Here is a 15,273-nt window from a genome sequence, read left to right as displayed (position 1 = left end):
ACGACATCAGGCGTCGCCCTCTTCCTCGTCATGGTGCGGCTTGTCTTTGGTGACGCGCACCAGATCGATACGGTAATCCGTGGCTTCGATAATCTGGAAGTGCAGCGGTGGCAAATCGATAATCTCGCCCGGCAGCGGCAGCTGTCCCTTCTGCTCAATCAACAGGCCGGCCAGCGACGCGTGATCTTCATCCGGATCGACCAGCTCATGGTGGTCGAGCAGCTGCTGCAGCGAGTGCAGATCGGTACCGCCCTTCACCAGCCAGCCGTCGCCATCCGCCACCACATCCGGCGTTTCGTCTTCGTCCGGGAACTCACCGGCAATCGCTTCCAGCACGTCCAGCGGCGTAATCAGGCCCTGCACCACGCCAAATTCGTTGGTAACGATGACGAAGCTCCCTTTAGCGCGACGCAATACGCCCAGCAGGTTGATCGGATCCAGTGTTTCCGGCACCACAATCGGCGGCGTGTTGGCCGCGAAGGTCGCGACATCCATACCGTGCTCCAGCGCCACCAGCAGCTCTTTCGCGCGCACCACACCGATGATCTCATCCAGCTCGCCGCGACACACCGGGAACAGACTGTGAGGCGTATCCAGCAGCTGAATGCGGATCTCATCCAGCGGACGCGAGACGTCAACCCACGAGATATCGCCGCGCGGCGTCATGATGCTGCGAATCGAACGCTGTGACAGCGTCAGTACGCCGTTAATCATGTAACGCTCTTCGTCTTTAAACGCTTCCTGCGGCATCGCTTCCGTCAGTGACGCTTCTTCGGTATGCGCCGGCTGGTTACGCTGGCGCCCGCCCATCAGACGCAGAATCGCTTCGGCGGTACGTTCACGCATCGGACGGTGCGCCTGATGACGGATAAAGTTCCGGCGCGCAATCTGGTTGAACAGCTCAATCAGAATCGAGAAGCCAATCGCCGCGTACAGATAACCTTTCGGAATATGGAAACCAAAGCCTTCCGCCACCAGCGACAGACCGATCATCAGCAGGAAGCTCAGACACAGCACCACCACCGTTGGGTGCGCGTTAACGAAGCGGGTCAGCGGTTTTGAGGCCAGCAGCATCACGCCCATGGCAATCACCACCGCCGTCATCATCACTGGCAGATGGTTCACCATACCGACGGCGGTAATCACCGCATCCAGGGAGAACACCGCGTCCAGCACCACAATCTGCGTCACGACCGCCCAGAAGCTGGCATAGGCTTTATTGCCCTGATGCTCCATGCCGCGGTTTTCCAGCCGTTCGTGCAGTTCCATGGTGGCCTTAAACAACAGGAACAAACCACCAATCAACAGAATTAAATCTCGTCCGGAAAAGCTGAAATCGCCTACGCTGAATAGGGGTCGCGTCAGCGTCACCATCCAGGAGATCAGCGACAGCAGGCCGAGGCGCATCACCAGCGCCAGCGACAGACCAATCAGGCGCGCTTTATCGCGCTGTTTCGGTGGCAGCTTGTCGGCAAGAATGGCGATAAACACCAGGTTGTCGATGCCGAGCACAATCTCCAGCACGATCAGCGTCAGTAAACCCGCCCAGATTGAGGGGTCGAAGATAAATTCCATCAATGACTCCTTGCTAAACGTAAGGGCGAACGCGACTGAGCCTGCGCCGGAAGGCGAGACGGGAGAGCGTTAACGGATGAGGCAACACCGGCAGGTGTCAGGGTGCGCGCTGAGCAGCGCGGGGAACAAGTGAAGCGACGTCGGTGACGGTCCATATAGGTGAGCTAAAGCCCGGTACTCCTGAGTAATAAACAGAAAGCTAATGTATCAGTTACATCAACAACGTCAAAAAATTTTCTTACATTTACAAATAACTGCGCCAGCGCAAGAAACTGCCATAAAAATGCCCGTTGCCGCCGGTACGCTCTGAATAGCAGAGCAACGTCACAAATTTTATTTTTACGCTCACTAAAATAAATCGCGACCTTACTGATATATCGCGGAATGTTTTGGGCCTTTTCCTGATGACTTTCTTCAATTTAGTCCCGGGCGATCCACAGAAAATAACAACGGTAATTCTCAATGATTCCCGGCCATGGTCGGGAACTCTCATGCGAACGGAGGTAGCAAGTGACCATTGCGCTTGTAATTGGTACACATGGCTGGGCGGCAGAACAGCTGCTGAAAACAGCAGAAATGCTGTTGGGCGAGCAGGAAAATGTCGGATGGATTGATTTCGTTCCCGGCGAAAATGCAGAAACGCTAATCGAAAAATATCAGGCACAGCTCGCCCGACTCGACACGTCGAAAGGCGTGCTGTTTCTGGTGGACACCTGGGGCGGCAGCCCGTTTAACGCCGCCAGCCGCATCGTAGTGGACAAACCGGGCTATGACGTTATTGCCGGGGTCAACATTCCCATGCTGGTGGAAACCCTGATGGGGCGCGATGACGATCCATCGCTGGAAGAGCTGATCCATATCGCCGTCGAGGCCGGCCGCGAGGGGGTGAAAGCACTCAAAACCGAATCCGCCGCGCCGGCAGCGGCAGCGCCGGCCCCGAAAGCTCCTGCCCAGCCGCAGAAACCGCTGGCACCGGGCGAGCACATGAAAATTGGCCTGGCACGTATCGATGACCGTCTGATCCATGGCCAGGTGGCCACGCGCTGGACCAAAGAGACCAACGTGACGCGCATCATCGTCGTCAGTGATGAAGTGGCTAACGATCACGTACGCAAAACCCTGCTGACTCAGGTGGCGCCGCCGGGCGTGACCGCCCACGTGGTGGATATCGCCAAGATGATCCGCGTGTGGAACAACCCGAAGTACGGTTCCGATCGCGTGATGCTGCTGTTTACCAATCCGACCGATGTTGAGCGCGTGGTGGAGCAAGGCGTGGATATCAAGTCGGTGAATATCGGCGGCATGGCCTTCCGTCAGGGGAAAACGCAGGTTAATAACGCGGTGTCGGTGGATGAGAAGGACATCGCTGCCTTCCGCAAGCTGAATGAGCGAGGTATCGAACTGGAAGTGCGTAAAGTCTCCAACGACCCGAAATTGAAAATGATGGACCTGATTGCGAAGGTCAATGCCTGATTCGCCTGTGCCTGCGCGCGTGGGCAAAAAGTTCTGATCTTGCTGAGGAAAAATGCAATGGAAATAACCTCGCTACAAATAGTGTTGATATTTATTGTGGCCTGTATTGCCGGGATGGGATCGATTCTCGATGAGTTCCAGTTCCACCGGCCGCTGGTGGCCTGTACCCTGATTGGTGCAGTGCTGGGTGATATGAAAACCGGCATCATCATTGGCGGTACGCTGGAGATGATCGCGCTGGGCTGGATGAACATCGGTGCGGCAGTGGCACCGGATGCGGCGCTGGCTTCCATCATCTCTACCATTCTGGTCATTGCCGGCGGTCAAAGCGTCGGTGCCGGTATTGCGCTGGCCATCCCGCTGGCCGCAGCTGGTCAGGTGCTGACCATCATCGTGCGTACCATCACTGTCGCCTTCCAGCACGCCGCGGATAAAGCTGCGGAGAAAGGCAATCTGACGGCGATTTCATGGATCCACGTCTCTGCCCTGCTGCTGCAGGCGATGCGTATCGCTATCCCGGCGCTGATTGTGGCGGTCTCGGTCGGTACCAGCGCGGTACACAGCCTGCTGAGTTCGATTCCGGAAGTGGTCACCAATGGTCTGAACATCGCCGGCGGCATGATCGTGGTGGTCGGTTACGCGATGGTCATCAACATGATGCGTGCCGGTTATCTGATGCCGTTCTTCTATCTTGGCTTTGTCACCGCCGCGTTCACCAACTTTAACCTGGTGGCGCTGGGCGTGATTGGCGTGGTAATGGCGGTGCTGTACATCCAGCTGGCGCCAAAATACAACCGCGTCGCAGGCGCTGCCTCGGCGGGCCCGGCTAACAACGACCTCGACAACGAACTCGACTAGGAACAGGTGACATCATGGTAGATACAACCAATACTCCAAAGAAACTCACCCCCGGTGACGTGCGCGGTGTGTTCCTGCGCTCCAACCTGTTTCAGGGTTCGTGGAACTTTGAACGCATGCAGGCGCTGGGCTTCTGCTTCTCAATGGTGCCGGTGATCCGTCGCCTGTATCCGGAAAACAACGACGAGCGCAAGCAGGCGATTAAGCGTCACCTTGAGTTCTTCAACACCCATCCTTACGTGGCGGCGCCGGTGCTCGGCGTGACCATGGCAATGGAAGAGCAGCGCGCCAACGGTGCGGCGATCGATGACGGTGCCATTAACGGCATCAAAGTGGGTCTGATGGGTCCGCTGGCTGGCGTGGGCGACCCGATTTTCTGGGGGACCGTGCGTCCGGTGTTCGCCGCACTGGGTGCCGGTATCGCGATGAGCGGCAGCCTGCTTGGTCCGCTGCTGTTCTTCTTCCTGTTTAACATTGCGCGCATGCTGACCCGCTATTACGGCGTGGCTTATGGCTATCGCAAAGGGGTGGATATCGTCAGCGATATGGGCGGCGGCTTCCTGCAAAAACTTACCGAGGGGGCATCGATACTCGGCCTGTTTGTCATGGGGGCGCTGGTCAACAAATGGACGCACGTCAACGTGCCGCTGGTGGTATCCCGCATCACCGACCAGACCGGCAAAACCACGGTCACCACCGTGCAGTCGATTCTCGACCAGCTGATGCCCGGCCTGATTCCACTGCTGCTGACCTTTGGCTGTATGTGGCTGCTGCGCCGTAAAGTTAACGCGCTGTGGATCATCGTTGGCTTCTTTGCCATCGGTATCTTTGGTTACTGGATCGGCCTGCTCGGTCTGTAATCTCACCGCCGGGAGTCAGACTCCCGGCGTTTTTTGAACGGCGTGACCTGAGCGCCAACGCTGAGGTCACTTCGGTTGAGGAAGAAGCCTGTATGTCACTGACTGACGCCCTGATTGCCCTGCTGATCGCCGCTCTCGCCCTGTTTGCGATTTACGACGATGTCATCCTGCCCCGCCGCAATGGACCGACCCGACTGCGCGTCACCCTGCGCCGCCGCCATAAAATCGACAGCGGCATCTTTATCGTGCTGCTACTGATTCTGCTGTGGAACAACGTCAGCCATCATGGCCCGCAGCTCACCACTACCCTGCTGATGGTGCTGTGCTTTATGGCTATCTGGCTGTTCTGGATCCGCAGCCCGCGGCTGCTGATGAAAAATGACGGCCTGTTTTTTGCCAGCGTGTGGATCGATTACCGGCGTATTCAGAGTATGAACCTGTCAGAGGATGGCATTCTGGTGATGCAGCTGGAGCAGCGTCGCTTGCTGATAGCGGTGAAAAAGCTCGACGATCTGGAGAAAATCTATCATACGCTGGTGGAGGCGCGTTAAACGCGCTGCCACAGCGTCAGGGTGAAATCCGCGTCACAGCTAAAGCTGGCGCTGGAGGCCAGCTGCTGCCACACCGCTTCACGCGCACGCCAGGCAAAGGGGGTCATCTGCAGCAGGCTCACCGCTTCCGCCCCGTTCAGTGTCATCGTGTAGTGAAGGTTTTGCTGATCGATCTGTTCAAATCCCGCATAGTTTTTCTCTTCCGCCGTATGCAACTGCACTTCGCGATAGATCAACGCCTTAAACTGCTGCAGATGGTGCGGCCCCGGCGTCACCGTCAGCAAATAGCCGCCGGGCCTGATAACGCGGCTCAGCTCCTGCTCGTTACAGGGCGCGTAAATGCGCACGATGGCGTCCAGTGAACCATCGGCAAACGGCAGGCGCTGGCTGGAGGCGACACAAAAGTTAACCGCGCGATAGCGCTTTGCCGCCATGCGCACCGCGGCTTTGGCCACATCCAGACCGTACAGATGGCTGTCGGGCAACGCGGCAGCCAGGGCGGCGGTGTAATAGCCTTCGCCACAGCCGATATCCAGCAGCTGCGCGGGCCGGTTCGTGAGCGGCTGAGCCAGACGTTGCGCCACCCGATCGCGCAGCGGCTGATAGTGTCCGGCATCCAGAAAGGCCCGGCGCGCCTGAAGCATCTCTGCGCTGTCGCCCGGTTCCCGTGAACCTTTGTGCTGCACCGGCAGCAGGTTGACGTACCCCTCTTTCGCCCGATCGAACTGATGACCGGACGCACAGCGATAACTGCTGGCGTGCAGGTGCAAAGCGAGGTGGCAAAGTGGGCAAATCAACGACATAGATAACTCCGGGTTAGCGATTCGCGGCGCAGTTTACCCTGATCATCCGGTAACAGAAAGGATAAAGAAAAGCCCCGCTCATTGAGCAGGGCTTTTAAGATTCGATTCAGCGGTGCATGACACCGAGCCTGAGTGCGAAATCAGATAGCAGTAACGTTAACTGCTGCCGGGCCTTTCTGGCCGTCCTGAATTTCAAACTCAACTTGTTGACCTTCGGCCAGGGTTTTAAAACCGTTGCCCTGGATAGCAGAGAAGTGAACGAACACGTCTTTGCTGCCGTCAGCAGGAGTAATAAAACCAAAACCTTTAGACTCGTTGAACCACTTAACCTGACCTTTAATCTTTGCCATTTTTGCAAATTCCTTAGAGTGTTTATATTGCCCGCAGGCAGTCTTACAGAGAAACCAGAGACATTACTGAATGAGGCACTAATTTAAGGTTCGGCAAGGAAGCGGTATTCAACGTCAACGTCTTTACTCGTAACTTCTTTACTGAAGATGCCATACATAAACAGAACTGTACCTCGTTTGACCCACGATTCGTTATCACATATCCGCTAATTAATGGCAAGCCATTTTTAAACAGTGATCGACATGCCGCACATAATTGCCTGAAACCGGCAGCGAAAGGTGGATAACGTTATTGACAGCAACGCCTCAGCGTGTGCAAAAAAAGTCTATGCGTCAGTATAGTTAGCGCCAGACTCGCGTTTCGTCAAGCGCAGCGGTAAACGCTGCCTTTTCACATTTAAACCAAATAAGTTTAGGCAAAAAATATTGCATTAATATGGCACAGATAAGCTATTTCACTGGCCGTTGTGCAATGAGCAACATAAACTGCGCAGCGCTCAAATCTTGTACAATAAATTGCTGGCAGTACAAGTTAAAAATAGTTTTGCACCAAAATCAGGAAAATATAATCGCCGTTGCCCCAAATATAAGCAGACTGCACGCTGGCATTTATCTCATTTTTTTCTAAACAACCAACAATTAAATGTTAAAAAGCGCGGAAGCCGCTGGCATTTAACAAAAATGGCTTAGGATAAATCTTAATCGTAATTCATCAGGCTGCGGCTCTCGCCAATTCGCCATGGGGCAAAAGGCGCATCGACCTCGCCCGCCTGCAGCAATGCTTGCGCCAGCACCGTCGGCGGATCGTCAAGCGACTCGTCCGCCAGTTCAAACACGCCCCAGTGAATGGGAATCGCCAGCGGTCGCCCTATCTGCTGCCAGAGCTGTACCGCCTGATCCGGGTCCATGTGCTGGCCGCGCATGAACCATTTTGGTGCATAGGCACCTATCGGTAACGCAGCCAGATTAAACGGCCCCAGCCGCTGTGCGATGGCAGAGAGATAATCGCTGTAGCCGCTATCGCCGGAGAACCAGAAATTGAGCTGCGCATTACGCACTACCCAGCCGCACCACAGCGACCGGTTGCGATCCCAGAAGGTGCGCATGCTCCAGTGGCGCGCGGGAACGGCTGTGAAGCTGATGTCGTCCAGTTGCACCTGCTGCCACCAGTCCAGTTCGGTGACGGTGCGCACGCCACGGCGGCGACACCAGTCGGCCATTCCCAGCGGCACCAGAAAGTGCGCGGCAGGAAAGCGGCGGGCGATGCGTTTCACTGTAGGCCGATCAAGGTGGTCGTAATGGTTATGCGAGATCAGCACATAATCAAGATGCGGCAGCTGCGCCACGCTGAGCGGCGCCGGGGTTTTACGCTGCGGCCCGGCAAACGGCAACGGCGAGGCGCGTGCCGACAGCGCCGGGTCGATCAAAATATAACGCTGATTGAGACGCAGCAGGAGCGCGGCATGGCCCAGCCACCAGACACGGTCATCTTCACCGCTCAGGTCGGCCTGCTGGCACCAGCTGGCGGTAAAGGCCGCATAGCCGGACTGCGGTGGCAGCGGCAGATTCTGCTGCTTACGCTCGCGCCGCCAGCGCTGTAGATCGCCAGGCTGACGCAACTCCTCTTCCGGGTTACGAAAGCCGTGCGGCGTATGATGGGCCAGCGAAGCGTCATACCAGGGATTTTGCCAGGCCATGGCCTCTCCGTTGTGTGCTTAACGTTCCGGAATCAGGCGAATAAAGTCGCGCTTATCCCCGGCATCCTGCTCATCCTGCGCTTTTTCGGCCACCGGCTGCGCCTCAGCGATACGGCGCAGCAGCGCGTTCTGTTTCTTTTGCTCTTCCAGCAGCGCTTCCAGCAGCTGAAGCTGTTCACTGGCGCGCACGCTGGCCCGGTTAACAAAAAACCAGGCAATAAAGGCCACAACCACAATGATGGCCAGCACGCCATAGTTAAACAGCGGACCGGTACTGGCGGCTAATTCGTTCATAACTGCATCAATCCTCAAACATCATTCAGGTACATCGCCGCTGATTCTACTCGTTGCGTGCGGAAAAGATATGGTGGCGGAGATAAAGCAGATTATCCCGCCTGCGTGCCGCTTTCAGTTATCTCTGATCGATCCGGCGAGAAAAGCGAGGCATGCTGCTACTATAGAGTTCGCAGCAATGCGGGAACAGCTGCGTTATGTAACACAAGGAGATAAAAATGAAACTACTGATTCGTGCGGTGATGGTGCTGGCTGTCTTGTGGCTGGCGATGCTGTTTACCGGCTACGGCGTGTTAACCGGCAGCAATAAAAACGCAGCCGGGCTGGGCTTACAGTGCAGCTACCTGACCGCGCGCGGCATGATTACCGCACAGTATCTGCACACCGACAGCGGCATTGTTGGCGTTACCGATTGTCCACTGCTGAAGAAAAGCGGCGAAGTGGTCGACAACTAAGTTAAGCCGCCTGCCGGGCTGCACGTCAGCCCGGCAGGATTCAGAACGGATAGTCGTAATAGCCCATTTGCTCCGACACCTTACGCGCGGCACGATGCAGCATCGCCACATACTCTTTTTTCGCCGGTTCGGAGAAGCGCACCGTCGGAAAAGAGAGACTCATGCCGGCAATCACCACGCCGAAGCGATCAAACACAGGTACTGCCAGACAGCGAATCCCCGCTTCCTGCTCTTCATTATCCTCACCAAAGCCCTGTTGCCTGACCTGATCCAGCACCGGCAGTAGCGCCTGCGCGCTGACGATAGTGTTAGCGGTGCTGCGACGGAATTCCACTTCACGCAGAATGTCGTTCACCTCCGCGCGCTCACGCCACGCCAGCAGCACTTTGCCGATGGCGGTACTGTGCAGCGGATTACGCCGGCCGATGCGCGAATACATGCGCAGGTTATACAGCGAGTCAATCTTATGGATATAGACGATGCTGTCTTCTTCCAGCGCGCCGAGATGAATGGTCTCTTTGGTCTGGCGCGACAGTTCGCGCATCTCCACATCGGCGCTGCGAATCAAATCCACGTTCTGCAGCGCGTGCGCGCCAAGTTCAAACAGTTTGAGCGTCAGCGAATATTTTTCGCTCTCGCCCTCCTGCGCCACGTAGCCGAGTGATTTCATGGTCTGCAGAAAGCGGTAGACCGTGCTTTTCGACATCATAACCCGCTGCGAAAGCTCGGTGATGCCGTGATCGCGCTCTTCGCCCAGCGCCTGCAGAATGCCAAACACTTTCATCACTGATGATACGGCATCCGGCTGTTTATCGTTATCGCGGCTCGCCATGCGGGACTTCCTTAACGCTTTTGCAAAAAACGCCAGTATAGAGGTTACAGCCGGACGGCGGCAACGACACATCCACTTGTAATTTTTGTCCATTAATGCGGTGATTTCAGGCAGAAAATTGATTAGCATGATGATATTCACTTACTTCACTTCTCCCTGTTTATGTCTCCTACCGTGTCTCAGGATGGATTACCCGTTCCACAGCGCTACGGCGCAATAATTACCATTGCGCTTGGCATCATGATGGCGGTGCTGGACGGCGCGATTGCCAACGTGGCGCTGCCGACCATTGCGCGTGAGCTGAACGCCAGCCCGGCGGAATCGATCTGGATCGTCAACGCCTATCAAATCGCTATCGTGATTTCGCTGCTGTCGCTGTCGTTTCTTGGCGATATGTTCGGCTACCGGCGCGTCTATCAGGTCGGGCTGGTGCTGTTTGTATTCACCTCGCTGTTCTGCGCCCTTTCCTCTTCGCTGAATATGCTCACCGTGGCGCGCGTGCTGCAGGGCTTCGGCGGTGCGGCGCTGATGAGCGTCAACACTGCGCTAATCCGTATTATTTACCCGCAGCGCTTCCTGGGACGCGGCATGGCCATCAACTCGCTGATCGTGGCCGTTTCCAGCGCCGCCGGTCCCACGGTGGCGGCCGCGATTCTCTCCATCGCCAGCTGGAAATGGCTGTTCCTGATCAACGTGCCACTCGGTGTGGTGGCGCTGTGGCTGGCGCTGCGCTTCCTGCCGGATAACACGCAGAAAGCGAAGCAGCAGAAATTTGATGTGCCGAGCGCCATCATGAATGCGCTGTTTTTCGGCCTGCTGATTTCAGCGCTGACCGGCTTCGCGCAGGGAGAAAACGGCTGGCTGATTGCGGGTATGCTGCTGGCGCTGCTGCTGATCGGCGTGGTGTTTGTACGGCGTCAGCTGGCGATGCTGGTGCCGCTGCTGCCAGTAGATTTGCTGCGCATTCCGGTGTTTTCGTTGTCGATCGGCACTTCGATCTGTTCGTTCTGTGCACAAATGCTGGCGATGGTGTCGCTGCCGTTTTTCCTGCAAAACGTACTGGGCCGGGATGAGGTCGCAACCGGCCTGCTGCTGACGCCGTGGCCGCTGGCTACCATGGTGATGGCACCGATTGCCGGCCGCCTGATCGAGAAGTTTCATGCCGGGCTGCTGGGTGGGCTGGGGCTGGCGCTGTTTGCCGCCGGGCTGTTTCTGCTGGCGCTGCTGCCTGCACAACCCACGGATGCCGATATTATCTGGCGCATGATGCTGTGCGGTGCCGGCTTCGGGCTGTTCCAGTCACCCAACAATCACACCATCATCTCGTCGGCTCCGCGCCAGCGCAGTGGCGGTGCCAGCGGCATGCTCGGCACCGCGCGACTGGTCGGGCAAAGCACCGGCGCCGCGCTGGTGGCGCTGATGTTTAACCTGTTCAACGACAGCGGCACGCATGCCTCGCTGCTGCTGGCCGGGACCTTTGCCAGCGTGGCGGCGATCGTCAGTATGCTGCGCATGACGCAAAGCCGTCAGCCGGCAGAGTCATAAAAAAAAGGGCGCCCGCAGGCGCCCTGTTCATTTTCTATATGGCTTACTTAAGGTAGGCACCGCTGCGCAGCGCTTCGATACGCTTGTCGAGCGGCGGGTGCGACATAAACAGCTCGCTCAGCGACTTACCTTTACCGTTAATACAGAACGCCATCATGCTGCTGGGTTCCTGCGGTTCGTAGCTGGTTTTCAGGCGCTGCAGCGCGGCAATCATCTTTTCACGACCCACCAGCTTCGCAGAACCGGCGTCGGCGTGGAATTCGCGATGGCGCGAGAACCACATGGTAATGATGCTGGCGAGAATACCAAACACCAGTTCCAGCACCGTCGCCACGGCAAAATAGACCAGCGGATTGCCGTTGCTGCTCTCTTCACCGTCGCGGTTGCCGGACAGGAAGCCAGACGCCACCTGCGCAATGATACGCGAAATGAAGATCACGAAGGTGTTCACGATACCCTGAATCAGCGTCATGGTGACCATGTCACCGTTCGCGATGTGGGCGATCTCGTGCGCCAGCACCGCCTCCGCTTCGTCGCGGCTCATGTTCTGCAGCAAACCGGTGGAGACCGCCACCAGCGAGGCGTCACGGCGTGCGCCGGTGGCAAAGGCGTTGATATCGGGCGCGTGGTAAATCGCCACCTGCGGCATCGCAATGCCGACCTGCTGAGCCTGGCGGCCGACGGTTTCCATCAGCCAGCGTTCCGTCTCGTTACGGGGTTGTTCAATCACTTCACCGCCGACCGAGCGTAACGCCATCCATTTGGACATCAGCAGTGAAACAAACGCACCGCCAAAGCCAAACAGACCTGCCATAATCATCAGACCCTGAACACTGCTTGACTGGATTCCTGTCAGACTCAGAATCAGTCCGAATACCAACATCACCGCCAGGTTGGTGACCAGGAAAAGCGCAATACGCATCATAAACGTTAATCTTCCTCAGTTGTGCTCGCGCTCATGCGCGGATATACATCCTATGTCCATTGTGGCGCTTTTCAAGCGACCTTAATCTTTAAGTGCCTAAAAAGACATAACTTTACATTTGGTAATGTGAGCAGCTGCCGCCTGCCGGGCAGTGATTTCAAGGCAAAAAAAAGCACCGCCGCAGCGGTGCTGTGATTTCAGGCCGAAGGGTTACTTCGCTGCCGCCGGCGCTGGCTGATCTTTTTCCAGCTGGGCCAAATCGTTAGCGATTTTCACCGTTTCATCCAGATACGGATCCGGCTCTTTGTAGTCTTTCGGCAGATCGTCCAGGCTCTTCAGCGGCGCTTTGCCTTCCGCCAGGTAGCGCGCATTGATACGTTCCAGACGCAGCGCATCTTCTTCGTGGTTCTCTTTCTCGCGCTGAGCCAGATTGAGCGACACGATGTTACGCTTGTCCTTCATCGCGTTGAAACGCGCGATGTCTTTCATGATGTACTGGAACTCGCGATCTTTGGCGATGCGATCGGCGTGCTCTTTGGTCAGCTGCGGCACCAGCGGCGTGATATCGCCGGTTTTGGTGTAGGTCGCCGCGTTGATGCTGTCCCACGGCAGCGCGTTATCCTCAAATTTCTCGCCGGTCTCTGCCGCTTCCACACCGGTCGGCATCAGCAGGTCTGGCGTGACGCCTTTCCGCTGAGTACTGCCGCCGTTGATGCGGTAGAACTTCTGAATGGTGTACTGGACTGAGCCCAGCGCCGGCCATTCCGGACGCAGCATCTGATCGTAGATGCGGTTGAGTGAGCGATACTGCTGCACCGTGCCCTTACCGAAAGTCGGTTCGCCGACAATCAGCGCGCGGCCGTAATCCTGCATCGCCGCGGCAAAGATTTCCGACGCCGAGGCGCTGAAGCGATCGACCAGCACCACCAGCGGACCTTTGTAGTAAACGATGCCGTCGTTGTCGCTGTCCTCACGCACGCGACCATTATTGTCACGCACCTGCACCACCGGGCCACTCGGAATAAACAGGCCGGAGAGCGATACCGCTTCGGTCAGCGCGCCGCCGCCGTTGGTACGCAGATCGATGACGATACTGTCGACGTTCTGCTTCTGCAGTTTCTGCAGCTGCACTTTCACATCATCGGTCAGGCCAACGTAGAAGCCCGGGATATCCAGCACGCCGACTTTCTCTTTGCCGACGTTGTGCACAGTGCCCTTCACCGCACGATCTTCCAGACGGATTTTCTCACGCGTCAGCGTCACGGTACGGGTTTTGGTGCCCTTGCCGGCTGGCAGGATCTCGAGGCGCACTTTGCTGCCCTTCGGCCCTTTGATTTTGGACACCACATCATCCAGACGCCAGCCAATCACATCTTCCATTGGCTTGCCCGGCTGGCCGACGCCCACAATGCGGTCGCCCACGCTGATGGATTTGCTCTTGGCCGCCGGACCACCGGCCACCATCGAGTTGATCACCGTGTAGTCATCATCCATCTGCAGCACGGCACCGATACCTTCCAGCGACAGGCTCATTTCGGTATTGAACTGCTCGGTGTTGCGCGGCGACAGATAGTTCGTATGCGGGTCGATTTCATGCGCGAACGCGGTCATCGCCAGCTGGAACACATCTTCGCTGTTGCTTTGTGCCAGACGACGGATGGCAAAGTTGTAGCGCTTGGTCAGCGTCTCGCGAATCTCTTTATCATCTTTCCCGGCCAGCTTCAGGCTCAGCTCGTCATACTTCACCTTGGCATCCCACAGCGCGTTTAGCTCATCCGTGCTTTTCGGCCACGGTGCTTTGGCACGATCGATATCGATGGTGTCATTGCCGGTGAAGTTCATCGGGCGGTTCAGCACGCTGAGCGCATACTGATAGCGCTCGAAGCGGCGCTTCTGCGCCAGATTATAGAGATCGTAAAACACATCCAGCTTGCCGCTGCGCAGCTCATCACCGAGCGTGGTTTTTTTGTCGGCGAATTGTGCCACGTCCGACGCCAGCAGCACGTTATGGCTGTAATCGAGCAGATTCAGGTAGCGGTCAAAAATTTTCGCCGAAAAATCCTGATTCAGATCGAACTGACGATAGTGGGAGCGGGTGAAACGCGAAGTGACGCGTTCACTGACGGTAGGATGCTGTGCTTCTTCGTGTAACTGGGGAATCTGGTCGGCGCGGGTAATGTTGTCCGCGCCAAAGGTGGGGCCTGCCAGCAGCAGGCCCGCGATCATACCGATCTTAAAAATGCTGTTCATGCCAGGGTCGGGCCTCCGTTTCAGAACTGCAAGTGTTCTGCGCGCACAATCATTGCCAGGCCGGAAGCGAGCTGGACCCGGACGCCATCTTTGGTAATTTCCAGGATGGTAGCGTCCATTGCACTTTTGCCTGCTTTGACTTTGATGTTTTGACCCGCTTGCAACGTTGAAGTGTCAGTGACGGGTTTTGCCCGCGGTGGACGCGGAGCAGCCTGACGCTCACCGGCCGCAGCACGCGGTGCCTGTGGACGTGGCTTACGCGGTGCGTCACCCTCCGCCGCTTTACGGGCAGCAGGCTTGCGCGGACGACGCTCAGCGGTCTCTTTACCGGCTTCACGTTTTTTCGCTTTTTGCTGCTCGCGCTGCGCCTGCACGCGCGCTTTGGCTTCTTCCAGCTGCTTGCGCGCATGTTCTACGTGCTGCTCATCCAGCACGCCACAGGCGTTGCCGTCGAGATCGACACGGGTGGCACCGGCTTTAATGCCGTAAAGATAACGCCAGCTTGAGGTATAAAGGCGTAAGGCCGAACGCAGTTGCGTCTTGCTCAGGCTGTTTTCGCCCTGAACGCGCTCCACCAGATCCTGAAAGATACCGATTTTGAGCGGACGCGCTTCACCTTCGGCGCTAAAGCAGTGCGGAAAACGCTGCGCCAGAAAGGCGATGACTTCTTTACTGCTGTTCAACTTAGGTTGATTTTCCATGAAATTTCCTGATTACAACGGGTTTGCCGACCAGAGCAGGCATGAACAGGCGACATTATAATGACAACATCGCCAAATGCTATGTGATCCAGTCGATTAGCTGC

Annotated in this window: 16 protein-coding genes; 6 read left to right on the top strand and 10 right to left on the bottom strand. The window is 56.8% G+C overall.

From position 1 onward, the window contains the following. Positions 1–6: 6 nt before the first annotated feature. Positions 7–1,575 carry a TerC family protein gene (locus tag FT726_RS08380; protein WP_288423782.1) on the bottom strand — a complete coding sequence of 523 codons (1,569 nt, stop codon included), beginning with the start codon at positions 1,573–1,575 and terminating at the stop codon, positions 7–9. Between the two features lie 510 nt (positions 1,576–2,085). Here FT726_RS08380 and manX point away from each other — a divergent pair. From manX to FT726_RS08360, 4 genes are all read left to right on the top strand, one after another. Then, positions 2,086–3,048, top strand: coding sequence for a PTS mannose transporter subunit IIAB (gene manX, locus FT726_RS08375; RefSeq protein WP_058757739.1), 963 nt, complete (start codon positions 2,086–2,088; stop codon positions 3,046–3,048). A gap of 57 nt (positions 3,049–3,105) precedes the next feature. Then, positions 3,106–3,906, top strand: a complete 801-nt coding sequence (locus FT726_RS08370; protein WP_031280203.1) for a PTS mannose/fructose/sorbose transporter subunit IIC — start codon at positions 3,106–3,108, stop codon at positions 3,904–3,906. Between the two features lie 14 nt (positions 3,907–3,920). Continuing rightward, positions 3,921–4,766 (top strand): PTS mannose transporter subunit IID, encoded by an 846-nt coding sequence (locus tag FT726_RS08365; RefSeq protein WP_021510027.1) that lies wholly within the window; start codon positions 3,921–3,923, stop codon positions 4,764–4,766. 92 nt (positions 4,767–4,858) lie between these two features. Further along, positions 4,859–5,317, top strand: coding sequence for a DUF986 family protein (locus FT726_RS08360; RefSeq protein WP_282996301.1), 459 nt, complete (start codon positions 4,859–4,861; stop codon positions 5,315–5,317). Here FT726_RS08360 and rlmA read toward each other — a convergent pair. From rlmA to FT726_RS08335, 5 genes are all read right to left on the bottom strand, one after another. After that, positions 5,314–6,120, bottom strand: a complete 807-nt coding sequence (rlmA, locus tag FT726_RS08355; RefSeq protein WP_282996300.1) for a 23S rRNA (guanine(745)-N(1))-methyltransferase — start codon at positions 6,118–6,120, stop codon at positions 5,314–5,316. The genes FT726_RS08360 and rlmA overlap by 4 nt on opposite strands. A 140-nt stretch (positions 6,121–6,260) precedes the next feature. After that, complete coding sequence (gene cspE, locus FT726_RS08350; protein ID WP_021510024.1) at positions 6,261–6,470, bottom strand: transcription antiterminator/RNA stability regulator CspE; 210 nt, start codon at positions 6,468–6,470, stop codon at positions 6,261–6,263. Positions 6,471–6,553: 83 nt separating this feature from the next. Continuing rightward, positions 6,554–6,628: a DUF2627 domain-containing protein gene (locus FT726_RS08345; RefSeq protein ID WP_110866451.1), complete on the bottom strand. Its 75-nt coding sequence runs from the start codon at positions 6,626–6,628 to the stop codon at positions 6,554–6,556. 540 nt (positions 6,629–7,168) lie between these two features. Beyond that, the gene (locus FT726_RS08340; RefSeq protein WP_282996796.1) at positions 7,169–8,167 is read right to left on the bottom strand and encodes an MBL fold metallo-hydrolase; all 999 of its coding nucleotides are present in this window, start codon (positions 8,165–8,167) and stop codon (positions 7,169–7,171) included. A gap of 18 nt (positions 8,168–8,185) precedes the next feature. Next, positions 8,186–8,461, bottom strand: a complete 276-nt coding sequence (locus tag FT726_RS08335; RefSeq protein WP_152390949.1) for a YebO family protein — start codon at positions 8,459–8,461, stop codon at positions 8,186–8,188. Between the two features lie 218 nt (positions 8,462–8,679). On the opposite strand from FT726_RS08335, the gene FT726_RS08330 reads away from it, so the two are divergent. Then, on the top strand, positions 8,680–8,916 hold the full coding sequence (locus FT726_RS08330; protein WP_021510021.1) for a YobH family protein: 237 nt from the start codon (positions 8,680–8,682) through the stop codon (positions 8,914–8,916). Positions 8,917–8,956: 40 nt separating this feature from the next. On the opposite strand, the gene kdgR is transcribed toward FT726_RS08330, so the two are convergent. After that, entirely contained in the window at positions 8,957–9,748 is a 792-nt protein-coding gene (gene kdgR, locus FT726_RS08325) for a DNA-binding transcriptional regulator KdgR (protein WP_346302665.1), read from the bottom strand. A 162-nt stretch (positions 9,749–9,910) separates the two neighbouring features. On the opposite strand from kdgR, the gene FT726_RS08320 reads away from it, so the two are divergent. Further along, positions 9,911–11,293, top strand: a complete 1,383-nt coding sequence (locus tag FT726_RS08320; protein WP_275028717.1) for an MFS transporter — start codon at positions 9,911–9,913, stop codon at positions 11,291–11,293. A 43-nt stretch (positions 11,294–11,336) separates the two neighbouring features. On the opposite strand, the gene htpX is transcribed toward FT726_RS08320, so the two are convergent. From htpX to proQ, 3 genes are all read right to left on the bottom strand, one after another. Further along, positions 11,337–12,218 (bottom strand): protease HtpX, encoded by an 882-nt coding sequence (gene htpX, locus FT726_RS08315; RefSeq protein WP_021510018.1) that lies wholly within the window; start codon positions 12,216–12,218, stop codon positions 11,337–11,339. 210 nt (positions 12,219–12,428) lie between these two features. Next, entirely contained in the window at positions 12,429–14,468 is a 2,040-nt protein-coding gene (gene prc / locus FT726_RS08310) for a carboxy terminal-processing peptidase (protein ID WP_346302664.1), read from the bottom strand. Between the two features lie 20 nt (positions 14,469–14,488). Continuing rightward, entirely contained in the window at positions 14,489–15,169 is a 681-nt protein-coding gene (gene proQ / locus FT726_RS08305) for an RNA chaperone ProQ (protein WP_346302663.1), read from the bottom strand. Positions 15,170–15,273 lie beyond the last annotated feature (104 nt).

Source organism: Pantoea sp. Morm, from assembly GCF_016643525.1.
In the GTDB taxonomy this organism is placed as follows: Bacteria; Pseudomonadota; Gammaproteobacteria; order Enterobacterales; family Enterobacteriaceae; genus Pantoea; species Pantoea dispersa.
Note: the sequence above shows the minus strand (reverse complement) of the source record. Positions and strands in the feature narration are given on the sequence as shown.